Source organism: Heliomicrobium sulfidophilum, from assembly GCF_057715735.1.
Window position 1 is genome coordinate 105,243 of record NZ_JBVTZZ010000005.1, and the last position, 19,245, is coordinate 124,487.

The window sequence follows — 19,245 nt, forward strand, 5'->3', positions numbered from 1 at the left end:
TCCTGACCCGGGTTAGATGAGCCGTTTCAACGTATCCAGCAAAAACTTCTGATCAAAGGATGATTTGACGATATAGGCGTCTGCCCCGACATCGACACCGCGCTGCCGTTCGGCGTCACGGCTGAGCGAGGTGATCAGGATGACCGGGAGGTCTTTTAGGACCGGTGTCTGGCGGATTTTTTCCGTCAAGACGAAACCGTCCATCTCAGGCATCTCCACATCAGAGAGCACCGCCTGGACATCGCCCTTTTGCAGACGCTCCCAGGCCTCAGCGCCGTTCACACAGGTGATTATCTCATAGCCTCCGCTCTCCACAATCCGCTTGAGTTGCACCCGCGTGGTGATCGAGTCGTCCACCAACAACACCTTGGGCCTTACCGCCTCCTGCGGGATCAGGTCAGGCAGCGTTCGCCCGCCCCCCTTGCGCACCGTTCGGATGAGGTCGTGGGGATTGAGAACCATGCACACATCGCCGGTCCCCAAGGTGGTCGCCCCCAGCACATTGCGCACCCCTTTGAGCAGAGAACAGAAGGGCTTGATGATCACCTGGCCCTCGGTGACGAAGGCGTCGACGATCAGCGCCAGGCTGTCGGCAATCTCTCCCGTGGAGATGACGACGCAATAGCGCTGTTCCCCGCCGGATGCCTTGGCCGGCCCGTCCAGTTCCAGCAGCGCCCCCAGATCCGCCACCGAGATCGGCTGGCCTTGGTAACGGATCGTCGGCGCGCCGCCGCATTTGTAGATGTCGCCGGTGGAGATGCAGATCAGGTTTGCCACCATCTCCGCCGGTATTCCATAATAATAGCCTCTGGCCTTGACGACAACGATAGCCGTTGTCATCAAAGAGAGGGGGAGCCGGAGACGAAAGGCACATCCCTGTCCGGCAGTCGAGTCGATCTGCACCGTTCCTTTTAGATTCTCCACCGTGTGTTTAACCACATCCAGTCCGATGCCCCGTCCCGAGATGTTGGAAACAACGGTCCGCGTGGAAAAACCCGATTCGAACACGAGCATCTGCAGCTGCTGAGGCGTCATCGCCTCCAGTTCTTCCCGGCTGCGAAGGGACAAGGTCGTGGCCTTGCGCCGGATGGCCGCTGTGTCTAGACCGGCCCCGTCATCGACCACCTCCAGGCGCACATGAGTTTCCGTCTGGCTCGCCAACAAGCGGATCGTCGCCGGCACAGGCTTGCCCAGTTCCCGGCGACGATCCGACGGTTCGATCCCATGGTCGATGGCGTTGCGGATCAGGTGGACCAACGGGTCTTTCAGTTGTTCAATGATTAGTTTGTCGACCAGGATATCGTCACCGTTGACCTCGAGGCGGATCTCCTTGCCTTGATCGAGGGCCAATTCGCGGACGATCCGGGGAAACTGCCCGAAGAGGATGCTCAGCGGCATGAGGCGCAAGTCACGCACCTCGTCGTGCAAACGATGGGCGATGAAGGATAACCGCTCGCTGTCGGCGGAAAGGAGCTTGTGCAGTTCAGAAAAATCTCGGACAACCTGGGACAGACGACTGCGCAGCAGTGAAGGTGACGTCGATGGTCCATCGCCCGCGATCCGCAGACCCGCTGATGTGACCACCGCCTCCTCCAGGGAACTGAGCAACTGCTCGATCTGGTGTGTCCGCTGCTCGATTCGCCGCTGCACCACCGTCAGTTCGCCTGTTTCTTGGAGCAGGTCATCGAGGCGGGATGTGGCGATGCGCACCGTTTCAAAACGGCTATTGTCATGGCTTTCCTGTTCCCGCTGGAAGACTGGTCCTGCTGGCTCGCGTCGCAAAACCGGTTGTTCAGAAGGCGCATCTGCCGCCGCACCACCCGTCACTGCGATATTGGCCATCCTCCGGAGTCCGTCGACAGCACCTTCCAGTTCGGTCACCAGAGCGGCCGTGACCGGCAAGGCGCCACTTTTCACCTGATCAAAACAATCTTCCATCTGGTGGGCGAGGCGCTCCATATCTGCTTGTTCCACCAACCGGGCTGCACTTTTGAGACTATGGGCGTCCCGGTACAACTCCGCCAGCAGGGACGGCTCGGCGCCCGCCTCTTCCAGACGCAACAGATTGGCTTCCATGCGGTCCAACCGTTCCGTCGATTCGATCTGGAACAGTTCACGCAGTTCGTCGTCGCCGATCCGCATCTGTCCACCCTCGCCCTATACCATTTCTTTTAGCAGGATCCCCACTTTGTTGAGGTTCTGCATGCCGCTTTTTGTCTGAGTGATGGCAGCCGCCGTCTCCTTCGTACCCCGGAGGATCTCCTCCATGGCCGACGTGACGCCGGAGACCGCTTCTGTCTGCTGCTGCAGATTCAAGGAGACCTGCTGGATATAGTGGGAGATCTCAGACATGCTCTGGTGCAAACCGCCGAAAGCTTCCACCGTCTGCAAGGTAAGCTGCTCGGTGGCGTCCACCTTTTTCGTTCCCTCTTCCGTCACCATCACCGTCGTGTTCGTCGCCTTCTGCACCTCGCCCACGATGGCGCCGATCCGCTGGGAGGCCTTCTTGCTCTGATCGGCCAGCTTGCGGATCTCAGTAGAGACAACAGCAAAACCGCGGCCATGTTCACCGGCCCGCGCCGCTTCGACGGCAGCGTTGAGAGCGAGCATATTGGTCTGATCGGCCAGTTCTTTCACCGTGCCGCTGATGACGCCGATCTGTCCCACCTGTTCGCTCAGGTTCAACATCTGCATGGCAATGGAGTCGACCTTCTCCTTTAACTCCCGCATCTCCCGCGCCATCTCCTCGGCCGTCCCCATGCCGCCGACGGCTGCCTGGGCTGAGAGTAGGGCATTTTCAGAGATGCGCCGCGCCTGCTGGAAGGACTGGTCAGAGGAGATGCGCAATTCCTCCATCGTCGAGGTGATTTCCGCCACCGACGAGGACTGGGAGATGGCTGTTCGTTCATTTTGTTCTACGGAGGCCGCCACTTCCGCCGTCGTTGTGGCGATCGTTTCAATCGTTTTCTGGATGGGGCGGGCGATGCTCGTCGAGATATAGCTTGCTGTCAGCGCAACAATGATCAGACCAGCCAAGCTGATGATGAAATAGAGACGGCTCGCCTTCTCATGTTCCTCTTCCGCATTTTTCGTAAGCGCCGACGATCGGGTTAGATTTTCGTTCATCAACTCCCGGATCATGCCGTAGGTCTTTTCCGTCACCGGCGTCAACTTTTGGCGGTAGACAGTTTCCGCTTCGGTCAGCTTGCCGCTGTTGATCAAGGCGACCACCTCGGCGCCGTAGGCATGAAGCAGGCGATGGGGCTCCTCCATTTCCTTAAAGACGTTCTTGATCTCTGGCGGCAGCTGTTGGTACTCGGCAGTGGTCATATACTCATAGTACCAGTTCCCCAACTTGCATTTCGTATGATCCAAGCTGCCCGTAAAAGATTTTCCAGTCAACAAGGATTCCTTCAAATCGTTCGTCCAGACTAAATGAGCGTTCTCCAATTCCAGCATGAACTGGGCCTGCTTTTGCTGGACCATGGATTCATCCTGTAAGCTGATGACCCGGAAGGTGATATAGGTTTCGACGCCGAACAGTCCCGCCAGGAATAAAAAGAGCAAGGCAAATCCTCCGATAATCTTCGCACGCAGGTTTTTTAGAATCATCATCCGCCAGGCCCTCCTTTCTGCGATCATCGCAACGTTTTCAACGGCTTCTCATACCTCTTCTTGGATGAGCAAGTCCCCACTCGTCAGGATGCGGCTCACATCAAGGATGGCTGCCCTGGTTTTGTCACCGAATTGGATCTCCCCGCCGACGTACTCTTCCGGGATCGTCTGCAACGCCAGCGGTGTGGGGCGGATCTTCTCCGGTCGGATCGGGACGATATCGATCACCTCTTCCACCAGGAGGCCGGCCTGCACCCCTTCCGTCTCGACGACGACCATCTTCCCCGCCTCCTGGGAAAGCCGCTCTTTGGAAACCCTGAGAAGCGGTCGAAGATCAAAGACGGTGATCAACTGCCCTCGCAGCTTGCTGACACCAGCCACGAAGGCCGGCGTGCAAGGGATAGGGATCAGCGGGTCAGCCGGCGCAAACTCCTGAACCAGGCTGATATCGATCCAGAACCGTTCCTGGCCGATGACAACCACTGCCCCTGTCCGTGTAGCGCCATCACTGGCTTTGCGTTCTCGCTGAAGCGCCCTTGCCCGTGTCAGCAGGATCCGGCGTTGTTCGGCCGTCCACTTTTTGGCGATTTGTCTTCCGTCACCTGCAGAAGGGGCGCCGTCAATCGCTGTCCCCCCCGCCTCAGCGACAGCATCAGCCAGCAGACGGGAAAGGTCGATGATGAAATACATACCTTCCCGATCGACAAAAGTTCGTTTCATATACGAAGGGATGCGTGAAGGCCCCTGGAAGGAAGCAGGCAGTTCGATTCCCTCGTCAGAAAACTCGCGCATTTCCAAGCAATCTTCGACGACGACGCCAAAATGCTTCCCCTCCGCCTCCAGGACCACCAACCGGTCGGTTAGAGCCAGGGGGCGGTCGCGCCGTCCCAGGCAAAGGGACAGATCGAGCGCCGGAATCACCTGATCGCGCCAGTGTATCAAGCCAGTCACCGGTGGAGGGTACTCCTCGGCAGGCTGCAGATAGGGAAGGTAGCTGATCTGGCGCACCGCGAGGGCTGGAACGGCGTAGCGCTGTCCCTGGTGCAACAAAATCATATAGGCGGCATTCGCCCTCTCATTCCCCGTCATGGCTCATTCTCCTTCAGCATCTGGCGGAGATGGTCCATCTCCACCCGGGCCGGTCGATGATCCGGCACCAAGAACAGCACCTTTTGAAAAAAAGCATAGGCTGCATGGCGATCGCCCTGTTCCAGGCGAATCAATCCGAGCAGGAAATATACGTCTGGATAAAGGGGATTGGCCGCGATGACGGCGCGGCAGCATTCCTCCGCCTGAGCGTACTCGCGCCGGTCCGCAAAATCGTTCGCCTTTTCCAGGAGCGCTTCGAGTCCGCTCTTCTCTGGTGAACCGCTCGGCGAGACTGCCACCGGCGCTCCTCTCTGCCCTGCCGGCCTTCCCAACTTCGGCGTCTTAGGCACGGACAAAAGCGGCGGCAGAAAGGGAGGCCTGTTTGCGAGCCCTTGCGGCTCAGGCACCTTTAGCGCGGGCTCTTTCGGCGCCAGCGCCGGTGGGAACTCCTGGGGCCAACCATCCGGAAGAGAGCGGAAGGGCTTTTGCCAGATATGCCCCTCTGGATAGACGACAGCATCAAAGGGGAACGGTTCCTGCCCCGGTTTCAGACCGATCAGTTCTCCATGACCAGTCAGTAAAAAACCGCCAGGATTGAGGCAGCGAAAAAAGGCCTTGAGCACCTGCCGGATCGCCTCAGGATGAAAATAAATGAAGACATTGCGACAGAGGATCAGATCCATGGCGGCTGTGGGCGCGAACTCTTCCGGCAAGGTTCCCTCGAACAGATTCAACCGGTAAAAGTGAACCTTTGACCGGATCTCAGGGGTAACCTCCCACACCGCCTCAGCAACTCCCCGGCGCCCCTGACCGATGAGGTGAAAGCGATCTCGCCGCCGTTCCGGCCCGGTGGCGCGCAACGACCATTCGCTATAACGGCCCGCGCGGGCCGTCTGCAAGGCCTCTTCGTTGATATCCGTGCCGATGATCTCGATCGTCCACTCTGTCGCTGCCCCGATCAACTCATCGACCAGAATGGCCAGGGAGTAGGCCTCCTCCCCGGTGGAACAACCGGCGCTCCAGAGGCGCAGCACCTTTTTTTTTGCCCGCAACGCAAAAAGGGCAGGCAGGATGCGTTCACGGATCATGGCAAAGTGGCCACGGTCGCGGAAGAAAAAGGTCTCCCCCACCGTCACAACGCCGATCAGCCGCTGCCATTCTTCCGTCCCCGCTGGTCCTTTATCCAGGAGCAGGCGGTGGTATGCGCTGTAATCGACAGCCCCGCTTGCTTTCATGCGCCTCTCCAGCGCCTGTAAGAGATTGTCCCAGCGGGACTGGTCGAAGCGCCATCCCGTTCGCGCTGAAATCAATCGCTGGAGTTCGACCAACCCAACGGCCATGACGGGGCTATCCCCCCTCCCTCTCCCGGAAGGCCCAGCCTTTCACCACACGCAGCAGTTCGGCGGGGGTAAAAGGCTTAGACAGGTACTCATTCATCCCAGCCGCCAAAAAGCGCTCTCGATCGCCTTTCATCGCGTTGGCGGTGACGGCAATCACAGGAATCTCCTTCCAACGGGGATTGGCCCGGATATAGGCCACCGTATCACTCCCGCTCATTTCAGGCATCTGCTCATCCAACAAGACGAGGTCGAAGCGCTCTTTCTCCATGACTGCGAGGGCCTCTTTGCCATTGGCCACCTCGCGCAGCGTATAGCCCCAGCGGCGGAGCCAGGCGCCGATGATCGTCCGGTTGAAGACATCGTCATCGACGAGCAGAATATGGGCGCTCCTTTCCCTTTCCTCATCCAAGACTTCCGGCTTCAGATCCGGCTCCTCACTGGAAGCGCCGCCAGCGAAGGAGCCCCGCTCCTGCGCCGCCAGGCCAAAGGGCAAGTCCACATAGAATGTGCTTCCTTTTCCCAGGTCGCTTTCCGCCCAGACACGCCCACCCATATTCTCAACGAGTTGACGGACGATCGCCAGCCCCAACCCGCTACCGCCGAAACGGCGTGTGGACGAACTGTCGACCTGATAAAACTTTTCAAAGACCGCTTCCAGCCGAGTCGAATCGATGCCGATGCCGGTGTCGCGGACAAAGAAACGCAGGGAGACGCGCTGTTGCTCCTGTTCGAGGATATTAAGACCCAGCGTAACCTCCCCAGCGTCGGTAAATTTGACGGCGTTGCTCAACAGGTTGACCAAAACTTGAGTCAGCCGGTTGGCGTCACCGACCACCCTTTCCGGCGCCCCCGCCGGGATCTGGTATTTCAGTTGCAAAGCCTTGTCGCCGGCCTTGACGTGAAAGAGATCGATGGCACTCCGCAGCACCGACTGCAGTGAGAAGGGCTTCTTTTCCACGGCCAGTTGGCCGGATTCGATCTTTGATATATCCAGGACATCTTCCAACAGCCTCATCAGCGAATGGGCCGCCGACCTCACCATGCCCAAGTACTTGGCTTGCTCGGCGTTCAGTTCCGTCGTCAGGGCCAGGTCGACAAAACCCAGAATCGCGTTCATGGGCGTGCGGATCTCATGGGACATATTCGCCAGAAACTCTGACTTGGCCCGGTTGGCCACGATCGCCATCTCCCGGGAGACCTTCAGTTCTTCTTTGGCCAGCTTCAACTCCCGGATCAGCCCTTTGAGTTGGTGGACACGCAACTCCTGACGGGTGATATCGGCGATCTGGAGCAGGACGTAGCGCCGGTCGCCGATGCGCACAGGCTGGACTTGCATGTTCTGGCGTATGATGGGCAACAACGATTCATCGGCCGGCGGGATAAAATACTGGTGAAAGGCGCCGGAAAAAAACCGGTTTTGACCGTCAAAAAAAGCGCGCTCAAAGATCGGGCGAAAAACGTTGTGGTTGAAGCGCGGGAACAGTTCCACCAACTTTTTTCCTTGGACCTCGCCAGCTTTCTTTCCTGTCAGCCGTTCCAACCAGATATTCCAGACAAGGATCCGGTACTCTTCGTCGAGAACGGCAATGCCCATGTCCGCATTCGACAGGGCATGGGCGATCAATTCTGTGATTTGTCCTTTCGTCTGTCCATGCGCCGGTTCGGCAGCCGCTTCCTGAGTCCGTTCCGCAATCGGTTCAGCCATACAATTCCACCAGCAATTCGTCAATTTTCCCTAGCAGTTGAACAGCAGAATCGAGGTGCAACATGACGAAGATAGCGCCTTCAATCCGCGTATCATCGACAACGAAGGTGTTGCGAATGACAAGGGTGTAGAAGCCGTCACCGAGAACAGGGCGCTGCTCCCCTTCACAGAGATAGAGAAACTCCACCTCCGGCAGGGAGTACTCAATGCGCGTCTCCAGCAGGTTGCCCAGGCTGCCCACGATCACGTTCAGCAGAACGTTGCCGACTTCCTTCATGGCGTCTGTGTCTGTCTCCGAAAAGCCGTTGTCACTGCTTTCCCCGCTGCAGAGCAGTTCTTCGCCGAGGAGGAGATTGACGAGAAGCTTCCCCTTATCTCTCGGAAAGACCAACCGGGCGACGCCGTTGCAGCCGATCTCGAAGCGCAACACCGAAGAGACGACATGGCCCGTCAGGTATCCCGAAAGGCGTTCAACGGCGTCTGTCTCCTGCAAGTTTTGCAAGAGATAAACCTCCGGCACCTCGAGGCGCACCTTTTGATTCACCATCTCCGAGAGGACATTGCCCGCTTGCCCGATGGTGATGTTCATAAACTCTTTGAGGGCGTCCTGCTGAAGCGGCGACAACATCAGTCACGCCCCCTTGATCAATTTGGCTACCTGTTCCGCCTTTTCACGGGTAATCGGCTTGTGCAAAAAGGTAGCCCCCAGTTCGCGCACCTCGGCCTCGATGAACTTCTGGATGTCGGCCGTCAAGACGATCACACGAGCCTCAGGATTTGCCTCTTTGATCTGTTTCAAAACCTCCTGCCCGTTCATGCCCGGCATCAGCAGATCGAGCAGCGTCACATCCGGTTTTTCCTCTATAAACTTGGCCAATCCGGTCAAGCCGTCACCGGCAGTGACAAAATCGGCCTCTGGAAGGCTATCCCGCAGGAGCTTCACGATTTGGGTCCGATAGACGATGGAATCGTCGACAACCAGGACTTTCATTGGGATCCCTCCCGGGGTTGTATTCTATATATCATTCTTTTTTTTAATCGCTTATCCTGCCGGATTGTGAAAAAAATGAGTAGGACCAGCCGTCACCGGACTGCTTTCTGACCGCTTCTTTGCCAGAAAAGGCGGTTCTCGCGGATCGCCGTCTCCAACCTGCCCTGCTGATGCAGAAAAGTTAGATAGGCTTGGATAGAGGAGCGGTAAAGGAAAAAACTCCCGACAGAGGCGACCTCCTTGCCGACGCGCGGGCAAAGGCGGGCTAAGAGCGTCTCCAGCTCACAAGGCTCTTTCAGCAAGGTGTATACATCGTCGACTAAGGCCATCACCTGCTGCTCGTTAATGCGGAGGACCTCTTCCAGGGCGGGTCGCTGAAGGGGCTCGCCATGGCAAGGCAGCACGGTGGTGTACGCAGACCGGGCGATGCGAGCCAGGGAAGCCAAGTACCTTTCAATGTCCACGTTGAAAGGGATACCATGCAGTTCAAGCACATCGGGACCGATGAAGGCGTCGCCGGCGTAGAGCACATCGCCGCAAGCGACGCCGATCTGCCCGCCCGTGTGCCCCGATAGGTCGATCAGGGCCAGTTTGGGTCCGTCGGCGCGCCCCGGCCAGGGAAAAGGGCCTGGCAACAGTCCGGCTGTGACGGTCGAGGCGGGCGCCACGAGAAATTTGTTGTTCATCTCCCGCCAGGGGGCGACGCCGCCGATCAGGAAGTAGGCCATGAAGATGGGGTGCTTGACAAAATCCCGCTCCAGATCGGGCGCAAAAACGGGACAGCCGAACTGTTCGACGATGACGCTGTTGCCGCCGATGTGGTCGGCATGGGTATGGGTGTTGATGATGGCGACGATCTGCCAGCCGGCTTCCTTGGCTAAACGGCAGATCCGCTTGCCGGCCTGCGCTTCCAGGCCCGTATCGATGATCACCGCCTCGCCCTCATACACGATGGCGCCGGTGTTCACCCGGGCCGGAAGGTACCACGTTTCGGCGGGGGCGCCGTGGGTCAGCGGGACAAACTTCATGCCTGCTCACCGCCGGCGCTTTCCAGAAGCCTCTCCATGGCCTCGACCGGGACCGGTTTATTTTTGTATGCGCGGACAGGCCGGCGCTGCCCGATGGCTACCAAGACATGCATCGACAGAAACCCCTTTCAGCATAGTAATGCTTTTTTGTTCATTATACGACAATCCACCCGGCAACCGAAGTATCCCCACTGTGGGATTCCGCTTAGAGATTCGCGGTTTTTTACATGATTTCAGCAGGATTGTGTTCATCCATTGAAGAAGTAGTTGGGACTTTCAAGACTTCTATCCCATTGTTTTCTGTCCCCTCCTTTCTCATAGATACTTGCATCGTTTCTTACATAGTGCCGCTACCGTCAATTCTATCGTATCTTACAATGGGGAGGTGAATCTCTTGATAGGCATCGGCCAGTTGGCCCAAGCAGGTCAACTGCATGAGTTTGAGGCCGACGATGTGATTTTTCATGAAGGCGACGCCGGACAGGAGATGTACATCGTCCTTACCGGCCAGGTCGAGGTGTTCATCCACTCTGTCGACGGTTTCACCATTCCCGTCGCTACCTTGAAGCCGGGCGACTTCTTCGGCGAGATGTCGCTACTGGAGGAACTGCCCCGGAGCGCTTCCGTGCGCGCCCTGGAAAAAGTCATCCTCCTCGTCATCAATCAAGGAAACTTCGATAGCATCTTCTCGCGGCAACCGAGCCTGGTTTTCAAGATCATGAAAGGGATGAGTTCCCGCATTCGGCAACTCAATGAGGAGCTGCGCTACCTCAAACAAGGCCAGCGCGCTCATCCCGGCTCTCCTGCCACACCGCCAACGCCCTCCCCTGCCGCTGTGACAACATCGCCGGCAGGAACCGCTGCGGGATCGGCGAAAGGGCAGCCGGCTCACGCTGCCGCTCGTTCCGGCAACGTTTCCGCTTCCCCTGGCGCTGTTGGGTCCGCTGCCGACGCTGCCACTTCTGCTGCCGCCGGCGCTCCTGTCGGCGCCGTTGCTACTGCCGGTGCCACAAGCGCCTCTTTGACCGCCGCTCCCGCTGTCGGCACCCCACTCCCGCCGTCCATCGCCGGCTCGGGCCTTTTCCCGGAAGGACATCGTCTGTACAGCGCCGCAACCACCGTCGCTGACGACGTCTACCTCTTTGATAAGAAAACCGCCTGCCCGATCTGCAACCACAACTTTGACATCAAAGCCATCCGTTCCTCGAAGCAAAAGTTAAAAAAAGTCGACCCTGATTTTCGCCAGCACTTTGAGGACTTTGAACCCCTCTGGTACATGATCTGGGTTTGTCCCAACTGCTACTATGCCAATTTCAATTTTGAGTACAGCCAACTATCGGAACTGGTGAAAAAACGCTTTCGGACGAATCCCGTCCGCATCTCTTTTCCTCGCCTCGCTTTCCAGTACAGCCACCCCCGGACAATCGATCAAGTCTTTGCCGCCTACTACCTCACCCTCTTTTTCCTCCAGTCGGGCATGCCTGATCCCTCCCGGATCGCCAAGGTCTGGCTGCGCATCTCCTGGCTCTATGACGACGTCGGCGATGCAGCCATGTCCCGGATGGCCGCCCTCAAGGCCCTCGAGTTTTTTCGCCAAACCTACTACGGGTCGAGTCGAGGCACATCGGTCGACCAGGATCAGCGGTTGTCTATCCTCCTGGGAGAACTGTCGGTGCGCAACGAAGATTACGAAGAAGCGATGAAGTTTTTCCGCGGCGGCATCGCCCGCCGGGGCGGCAATCCCACCTTAAACCGTCAAGCCTCTGACCGCTATCAGGATGTAAAGAAGATCCTCTCCGAACTCAGAGCGGCCCAGGGAAAACCGACGCCTGCTGACGAGGAAGGCGAGCCGTAGGAACAACAACCGAAAAAGAAGCCCCGCAGCTTGGCGCAGATCAGCGATTCGCCGGCTGTGGGGCTTTTTGCATGTACGGCAGAGGCTCACGGCGCGTATACTTTTGCAGGAAATATTTTCATGACGATGATGGCAAGAACGGGGTGTGGGGTATGGAATGGGCGCTTCACATGCATGATCTCCCTCTGCTGTCCGAGCCATGGCAAGGGCTTCCTCCAGAAGCGTCAGCCATTGGGGAAACGGTCACATCTTTTCCGGAATTCAACCGATTCTGCCGACTTTATTTCGGTACCGAAGTCTGTGAAAAAAGGCTACCCTCGCTCGATTCGCTTCGGGAGGCCGTAGCAGCAGCCCGTAGAGAGAATATGGAATTCTCCCTTGTTACGCCTTATGTAACGGAAAGCGGACTGGAACGACTGACCTTGCTATTCGATGAGTTAAAAGTCCTCCACCCTCATTGCGAAATCATCGTCAATGACTGGGGAACGCTGCACCTGCTTGCCCGCAAGTACCCCGACTTTACACCTGTCCTGGGACGACTGATGAACAAACAGATTCGCGATCCGCGCATGCCCCTCGCATCCCCGCTTACAGCCGATTTCCGGCGCTGCGGTCTCACCGCGCCTTCCATGCAAACCCTCTTGCGACATAACCGCGTCCGGCGCATCGAGGTCGACCTGCTCCCCCAAGGGCTCGACGAAGGCATGTCCCGCTGGGGCTATGACCTTTCGATGTATCTCCCATACGGCTGCATCGCCACCGGCCGGATCTGTTTCTTCGAGTCAATTGGCAAAGAGAAAAATGATAAATTTCAGGCTTCCTCCGCCCCCTGCGCCGGACTTTGCCGCAACTATTGGATGGAGGTATACGATTTTTCCCACCAAGTGCCCGTAAGCGAAAACTGGGTTCTCATTCAAAAGGGCAACAGCGTCTATTACCGGCAAGAAGCCCCCTTCATCCGAGAAGGGCTGGAGCAGGCTGTTGCTCACGGCATTGATCGAATCGTCTTTCAGCCCGAACCGATGTGACGGGAGGGGTCCTACGGTGAACATCCTCGCCCCTGTTCGCAGTCTGGAGGAAGCGGAGATCGTCATCGCCGCCGGCGCCCAAGAACTCTATTGCGGGATTCAGCCCAGCCCTTGGTGGAAGCGCCACGGTCTTCACCAGTGGAACAACCGCCGGGAATCGAAAGGTAACCTGGACAACGCGACTGCCCTCCATGCATTGACCGCCCTATCCCACCGGATGGGCGTCCCGGTCTTTCTCGCCCTGAATCAGACGACCTATCTGCCAGAGATGTATCCTGACTTAATTTCATTCGTCAGAGAGGCAACGAGCGGCATCGACGCCGTCATCATCGCTGACCCCGGTCTCATCATCGCCATCCGAGAAGCCCTTCCTGATGTGACTATCCATGTTAGCAGCACAGTTGCCGTGCTCAACCATGCAGCCGCCCAGTTTTTTCATTCCCTCGGGGTCTCGCGGATCATCTTTCCCCGTTACCTTCCCCTGTCCACCATGCAAGCAATCATCAATACCGTTGGTCCCACAATGGAATACGAGGCATTCATGTTAAACGACGGCTGCGTCTTCGAGGAGAGCTTCTGCCATGCCTGCCACGCCTTTGGGGGCGCCTTTTGCCATAACCCCGTCTGGTTCTACCGGATCGTTCCGACGACAGGGGAACTCTCCGAAGCAGAACGGCTCGCCTTCGAAGACCACCTGCAAGATTACCGCCAGTGGATCTGGCAGGGCATCAAAAACAGCGGCGTCGAATTAAGCCCCTCCGGCCTTCCTACAGGGATGTGCGGCTTGTGCGCATTGCCGGCCCTCCAGTCCATGGGCGTAACCTCCCTTAAGATCGTCGGTCGTGAGAGCTCATTAGAGAAAAAAAGGGCCAGTGTCCGCTTGCTCAAAAGCGCCATCGACCTGCTCGAAAAGTCGGCTCCGCTGGACTTGGCGGACTTTCAAGCGAAAGCGAGGGCATTGCGAGGAAACTGCGCCAGCCGCTACACCTGTTACTACCGCGATAGCGGATGAACCAGCGTCGACAAACAGAACGCTCTTTTTATTGATCGTGGTTTCAAGTACAATCAATGATGTACAGGTTCCATCGGGTACTACTCGTTCTCCTCGTTCTTTTTCTCCGTACGCACGACTCAATATTTCCCAACCGGAGAGGAACCTGAACAAAAGAGCAAAGGAGGATCTTCCGTGCAAAATGGCGCCCTGAAGGCCCTGCAACTGATCGACCATGACTTTGAAGACCTGGAACTCTGGTATCCTGTGTTGCGCCTGCGCGAAGCCGGTGTCACCGTCCACCTGGCCGGAGAAAAAGCCGGCGAAAAGTACATCGGCAAATACGGCGTTCCGGCCGTGGCCGACCTCTCCTTCGACGACGTTGACCCTGACCACTATGACGCCCTGCTCGTCCCCGGCGGCTGGGCACCTGATAAACTTCGCCGTTTTCCCTCGGTGCTCGAACTGGTCCGCCGCATGGACCAGCAGAAAAAGCCGATCGGCCAGATCTGCCATGCGGGCTGGGTATTGATCTCCGCCAAAATCCTGCAAGGTCGACAGGTCACCAGCACACCGGGCATCCGCGACGACATGGAAAACGCCGGCGCCACCTGGTTTGACGAACCGGCTGTTGTGGACGGCCACCTCGTATCCAGCCGCCGTCCGCCTGATCTGCCCCAATACATGCAAGCTTTTTTGGAAGTGCTTTTAAAGGGCGGCTGAGTTGTTCAAAGGATGACCCGAGGCTTTTCCGGTAAGTAAGATCTTTTTTAAGGTAAGCAGTAAAAGGAAGCCCCGCTCGCCTCCGATCAAGTCGATCGAAAGCGATGCGGGGCTTTTCCGTGTCGCTCATGACTGCGTGCAAATCCCTGACGAGACGCTATCCCTAGTTCATCGCCTCCTATGATGCTGCCCATTTCAGCAACCATAGGATCGGACGCGAAGGAAGCACACAGGGGGCTCAAAAACCTGTTTTGATGACTAAAAAATATGAATAATTGTTTCTCTATCAACACTTTTCGACAAAAATCCCATCCCTTCTAGAGTAATATAATAAGTTGTAACCATTTCGTAACACGAGGGGAAAGTGGATGGTCAAAAAAAGACGGGTGAAGAAAAGAATCCCCTGTATCCTGGGCAATGTTCAAAAAGAAGCATCTGAAGCGTTTTTAGACGCCTGGTTTTACAGTCCCTTTGTGTGCTATGCGCTTCTCGACCAAAACTTCAACTTCATCCGTGTCAATGAAGCCTTCGCCAAAGCCGATGGAAAAGAGGTCTCCTACTTCCCTGGCAAGAACCATTTTGACCTTTATCCATCGGACGGAAAGTCGATTTTCGAACATGTTGTGGCGTCCAAGCAACCCTGCGTAAGGTATTCGCGCCCCTTCACCTATGCTGCAAGTCCCGAGCGCGGCGTCACCTACTGGGATTGGTCCCTGACACCGCTGCTGAATAAAAAGGGGGACGTGACGCGCCTCCTCCTCGTCCTCATCGACCGGACGGAACGCTTCCACACAGAAGAGGTCCTTACGAATTTCTTCTCCCTCTCTACGGACATGTTCCTGATCATCTCCCGCAATGGCTCCATCGTCCGAAACAACGGAAAACTGCGCCTTTTTCTCGGTGTCACCGATGAAAACATCGCTTTCGATACCGTTTTCTCTGTCGTCCCTTTTGTACACCCCGATTACATCGAGAAAGCCAAAGTGACCTTCGGCCGAGCGTTTCAGGGAGAGACACTCCGCGAGGTCGAGGTGTCATATACCTGCGCCGATGGCGCCAACCGCTGGATCTCCTGGTCGCTAAGTCCGCAGATTGAGCGAGGCATCGTCTACTGCGTGGGACGGGACATTACCGAAAGAAAGCGCATCGAAGATAAACTGGAAGCATCGAACGAGAACTTATCCAACCTCCTAGCAAGTATCACCGACATGTGTTTCGCCGTCGACGCGGAGTGGAGACTCACCTATCTAAATGATGAGGCAGAAAAAAACTTCGAAAGACCACGAGCGGAATTATTGGGAAAGAACCTGTGGGAGCTACTCCCCTCTGTCGTTGACACTATTTTCTATAGGGAATACCACCGTGCCGTTGCCGAAAAAAATCCGAGCAGTTTCGAGGCATACTCGCACGTGTTTCGACGCTGGTATGGGATCCGGCTTTACCCCACCCGCAACGGCCTGCTGGTCTTCTCCCGGGATATTACGGAACAAAAAGAGTTGCTCAACGAAATGGCGCGCCTCGATCGCCTGAACCTGATCGGTCAAATGGCTGGCGGCATTGGCCACGAAATTCGCAACCCCATGACGACGGTGCGCGGCTTCCTGCAACTCCTCGGTTCCAAGCACCCCGAAAGCAACGAGCATTATGAACTGATGATCTCTGAACTCGACCGCGCCAACACCATCATCACCGAGTTTTTATCGCTTTCCAAGACGAAAGCGGAAAATCTGCGGTCGCAGGATCTCAACTGGTTGATCGAAACCATCTTCCCCATGATCCAGGCCCACGCTTTCCGAAACAACAAAGAAGTGTTATTGGAACTCCAGCCGTTGCCGGAGGTGCTCATTGACGAAAAAGAGATCCGGCAGGTGCTGCTCAACCTGGTGCAAAACGCCCTGGATGCGACCGACGCCGGCGGGAAGGTTACCGTCCGGACCTTTCTGCGAGAAACGCAGCATGTCACCCTCGCCGTCATCGACAGCGGACCGGGAATCGCCCCGGACAACATCGACCGCATTGGCACGCCCTTTTTCACCACCAAAGCCGCGGGAACCGGTCTCGGCCTCGCCGTCTCCTACAACATCATCAACCGGCACGGCGGTAAAATCGAGTTCAACACGAGTCCCCAGGGGACAACCTTCTACGTTCATCTGCCCTGCGTCAGGTCAGAGGTCGATAAAGGAGCATGAACTCCCTAAATTTGCTTGTGACTCTTTTTCGGTCCTGTTAGATCATATTAGTTTCCCTTGTCTTTTTGGATATCCACCTTGAGTTGTTGAAGCTGCTTCGCAAGCTCATGATCGACCGCCTTGTCGATGGCCTGCTTTTGGCTTTCAATGAAGGAGGACTTTTCATGATCCATCTGGGTTTGGACGGCGTTCACCTGTTCATCGAGTGTCGCTGTGGCCTGATCCACCTTCGTCTTGGTATAGGCCTGTAACTCTTGGTTGATTTCATTTTTCGTGCGGTCGATGTATTGGTTCAGCTTGTTGCGAGCTTCCGCTTCTTTATTCGCGATGGCTTCCGACACCGACTGGGTGTGCCCCGGTAAGAGGCTGCTCCATACGCTGCGGATCACTTGCAGGATCTCGGTATCTGCCGAAACCGCGTAGACGGCAGTTCCAATACTCCCTACCAGGACGACCGTTACAATGCCAACTGTCAGTTTTTTTAGGATGGTCAAACTAAATCCCCCCGAATTTTCGTTGATGGTCACGTTTAAACATATTCGAATCGCATTCGTTTTTTTGGGGGGGAATCTGAGGTGAACCTGTTTTTTGAACCGAGGCTTTCCTAATGGAAGGTTACACCCTAAACTGACGGAGGCTTGCCTGCAATTCGATCGCCAGGTTAGATAGGCTGTGACTGGAAGCAGCGATCTCTTCCATCGTAGCGGAATGCTCCTGGGTCGCTGCGGAGACGGTTTGGGCCTGCTTCGCCGTGTCATTGCTGATCTTGGCGATGTCGCGAACCGAATCGGCGATCTGCTGACTTCCGCCGGCCACCTGTTGGATGGCCATGGATATTTCTCGGGTTTTTCCGGAAACCTGGGCGATCAATGTGGCGATCTCTCGGAAGGCCCTTCCGGCATCGTTGACCACGCCGGCGCCTTTTTTCACCTCATGGGTGCCTTCCTTCATGGCCACAATCGCTTGTTTCGTGTCTTCCTGCACCTCTCGGATCAATCCCGCAATTTGCTTTGATGCGGCCTGCGACTGTTCGGCCAATTTGCGGACTTCTTCCGCCACAACAGCGAAGCCTGCCCCATGTTCACCGGCTCGGGCCGCCTCAATGGCTGCGTTCAGTGCCAGAAGATTGGTTTGGGAGGCGATCTCCGCGATGGTCGTGACGATTTGATCGATTTCTTTGGATTTATCACCGAGCTTCGCCACCACGTCCGCTGATGTCGTGACGGTCTTTTCAATATTCATCATCTGACTGACGGCGGAATCGATGGCTTTTTCTCCCTTTTGGGCCGATTCATCGGTGCTGTCCGACATGACCGCCACTTCGTTCGCATTCACGGCGATCTGTTGCATGCTGGCGGAGATCTGCTCGACGATTCTCGATGTTTCCTGAATCGCTGAACCTTGTTTTACGGCCCCATTGGCGACGTCGCCGATCGCCATGGCCACTTGACTGTTCGCATGGGCCGATTGTTCGGCGCTGGCCGACAGTTCTTCCGACGAAGCCGTCACCGTTTCCGCGGAGACGGTCACTTGCCTGACCAGGTTGCCTACATTGACCAACATCAAGTTGATGGCGTTCCCCAGTTGACCGATTTCATCGGTGGCGTTCACCTTCACCTGGGCAATCGATAGATTTCCCTCGGCCACCTGCTGAATTCGACTCACCATTTCTACAAGCGGATTGGCGATCAATCTGGCGATCATCAATCCAATCGCCAACGATACGATGACGGCCACGACGGTAATGGCGATGATCATCGTTTTCGCCGCATCGCTGCCGGCAAGGGCCTGTTGGTTTTGCTCATCCGCCTTTTTGCTTTTATACTCCGCCAACTCATTGAGCGCTGCGTTCACTTCCATCATGAGGGGCATGGAGTTTTTGGAGAATTCATCGTAGGCGATGCTTTTCTGTCCGCTGACGGCCAGGTTCAGCACTTTTTCATGCTGTACGCCATAGGCTTCCAGTTTCTTGCGAATGAGCGTAAGCTTTTCAGACTCAAAAGCATCGAGGTGGGTCGTTTCATATTGATTCAGCAGCGAGATGATTTCTTGAATCTGACTGTTTATCGTGGCTAAAGAATCCGTCTCTGCTTTTTTGTCCAGATCGGTCAACATGATTTTCATCGACAACTCTTCCGTCAACCGGTTGTTGGCCCGGACTTGATTGAGCCATTTCACAGGGAGAAGGTTGTCATGATACATGGTGGTGATGCTCGCACTGACGATATGGGTATAGCTGTAACCCACGAACCCTACGCCAAGCATGAAGACACTCATAAGGACGATGAGGCTGACGATTTTTTTCGCCGTGCTGAAATTCCGGAAGGTCTGCATCGGGAAGCCTCCTGACGTTTCTCATCTTTTGCCTAATGATGATTGTAATCGGGTATTGTGTCCAACGAGTGAACGAGGTGTGAACGTTTGTCATCCGCGAAAAAAGCTATAATAAAAATCAGCAGCCGTATGCACTTATTTGCATACGGTTGCTGCCCTTTTGTGTATCTGGTTCATGCGCCAGACTCATGCTGGACTTTAATCACTTCGTCCGATTACAAATCCGATTCGCCTGAGACACCGCTTTTCTTCACTCTTTTCGGGCGCCCTTTCCTTCCCGTTACTCATCTCATCCCAGGATCCTTTGTAGAGACAACGGGACTGGAAGTAACGAGGCATTTCCTTACTCCAGTAAGG

Annotated in this window: 15 protein-coding genes; 5 read left to right on the forward strand and 10 right to left on the reverse strand. The window is 56.2% G+C overall.

What is annotated here, in order from left to right; translation table 11 throughout:
• Positions 1-12: 12 nt before the first annotated feature.
• The 8 genes from AC0CW1_RS06265 to AC0CW1_RS06300 all read right to left on the reverse strand — a co-directional run bounded on the left by AC0CW1_RS06265 (position 13) and on the right by AC0CW1_RS06300 (position 9,768).
• Positions 13-2,142 (reverse strand): hybrid sensor histidine kinase/response regulator, encoded by a 2,130-nt coding sequence (locus AC0CW1_RS06265; protein ID WP_488182224.1) that lies wholly within the window; start codon positions 2,140-2,142, stop codon positions 13-15.
• A 15-nt stretch (positions 2,143-2,157) separates the two neighbouring features.
• Positions 2,158-3,615: a methyl-accepting chemotaxis protein gene (locus AC0CW1_RS06270; protein ID WP_488182225.1), complete on the reverse strand. Its 1,458-nt coding sequence runs from the start codon at positions 3,613-3,615 to the stop codon at positions 2,158-2,160.
• A 48-nt stretch (positions 3,616-3,663) separates the two neighbouring features.
• Entirely contained in the window at positions 3,664-4,704 is a 1,041-nt protein-coding gene (locus AC0CW1_RS06275; RefSeq protein WP_488182226.1) for a chemotaxis protein CheW, read from the reverse strand.
• Entirely contained in the window at positions 4,701-6,044 is a 1,344-nt protein-coding gene (locus AC0CW1_RS06280) for a CheR family methyltransferase (RefSeq protein ID WP_488182227.1), read from the reverse strand. The genes AC0CW1_RS06275 and AC0CW1_RS06280 overlap by 4 nt, the downstream gene beginning before the upstream one ends.
• Before the next feature lie 7 nt (positions 6,045-6,051).
• On the reverse strand, positions 6,052-7,749 hold the full coding sequence (locus tag AC0CW1_RS06285) for an ATP-binding protein (RefSeq protein ID WP_488182228.1): 1,698 nt from the start codon (positions 7,747-7,749) through the stop codon (positions 6,052-6,054).
• Positions 7,742-8,377, reverse strand: a complete 636-nt coding sequence (locus AC0CW1_RS06290; RefSeq protein ID WP_488182229.1) for a chemotaxis protein CheC — start codon at positions 8,375-8,377, stop codon at positions 7,742-7,744. Before AC0CW1_RS06290 ends, AC0CW1_RS06285 begins: the two co-directional genes overlap by 8 nt.
• 3 nt (positions 8,378-8,380) lie before the next feature.
• Positions 8,381-8,740, reverse strand: coding sequence for a response regulator transcription factor (locus AC0CW1_RS06295; protein WP_488182230.1), 360 nt, complete (start codon positions 8,738-8,740; stop codon positions 8,381-8,383).
• A 92-nt stretch (positions 8,741-8,832) separates the two neighbouring features.
• A complete protein-coding gene (locus AC0CW1_RS06300; RefSeq protein ID WP_488182231.1) occupies positions 8,833-9,768 on the reverse strand; it encodes an MBL fold metallo-hydrolase in 936 nt (311 codons plus the stop codon).
• 394 nt (positions 9,769-10,162) lie between these two features.
• On the opposite strand from AC0CW1_RS06300, the gene AC0CW1_RS06305 reads away from it, so the two are divergent.
• From AC0CW1_RS06305 to AC0CW1_RS06325, 5 genes are all read left to right on the forward strand, one after another.
• A complete protein-coding gene (locus tag AC0CW1_RS06305; protein WP_488182232.1) occupies positions 10,163-11,623 on the forward strand; it encodes a DUF2225 domain-containing protein in 1,461 nt (486 codons plus the stop codon).
• Positions 11,624-11,988: 365 nt separating this feature from the next.
• Positions 11,989-12,651, forward strand: coding sequence for a hypothetical protein (locus tag AC0CW1_RS06310; RefSeq protein WP_488182233.1), 663 nt, complete (start codon positions 11,989-11,991; stop codon positions 12,649-12,651).
• A 16-nt stretch (positions 12,652-12,667) separates the two neighbouring features.
• Positions 12,668-13,663, forward strand: a complete 996-nt coding sequence (locus AC0CW1_RS06315) for a peptidase U32 family protein (protein WP_488182234.1) — start codon at positions 12,668-12,670, stop codon at positions 13,661-13,663.
• A 174-nt stretch (positions 13,664-13,837) separates the two neighbouring features.
• A complete protein-coding gene (locus AC0CW1_RS06320; protein ID WP_488182235.1) occupies positions 13,838-14,365 on the forward strand; it encodes a type 1 glutamine amidotransferase domain-containing protein in 528 nt (175 codons plus the stop codon).
• A gap of 368 nt (positions 14,366-14,733) precedes the next feature.
• Positions 14,734-16,554, forward strand: coding sequence for a PAS domain-containing protein (locus AC0CW1_RS06325; RefSeq protein ID WP_488182236.1), 1,821 nt, complete (start codon positions 14,734-14,736; stop codon positions 16,552-16,554).
• Positions 16,555-16,601: 47 nt separating this feature from the next.
• Here AC0CW1_RS06325 and AC0CW1_RS06330 read toward each other — a convergent pair whose 3' ends face one another.
• Entirely contained in the window at positions 16,602-17,048 is a 447-nt protein-coding gene (locus AC0CW1_RS06330) for a hypothetical protein (protein WP_488182237.1), read from the reverse strand.
• A 121-nt stretch (positions 17,049-17,169) separates the two neighbouring features.
• Positions 17,170-18,888, reverse strand: a complete 1,719-nt coding sequence (locus AC0CW1_RS06335; RefSeq protein ID WP_488182238.1) for a methyl-accepting chemotaxis protein — start codon at positions 18,886-18,888, stop codon at positions 17,170-17,172.
• Positions 18,889-19,245 lie beyond the last annotated feature (357 nt).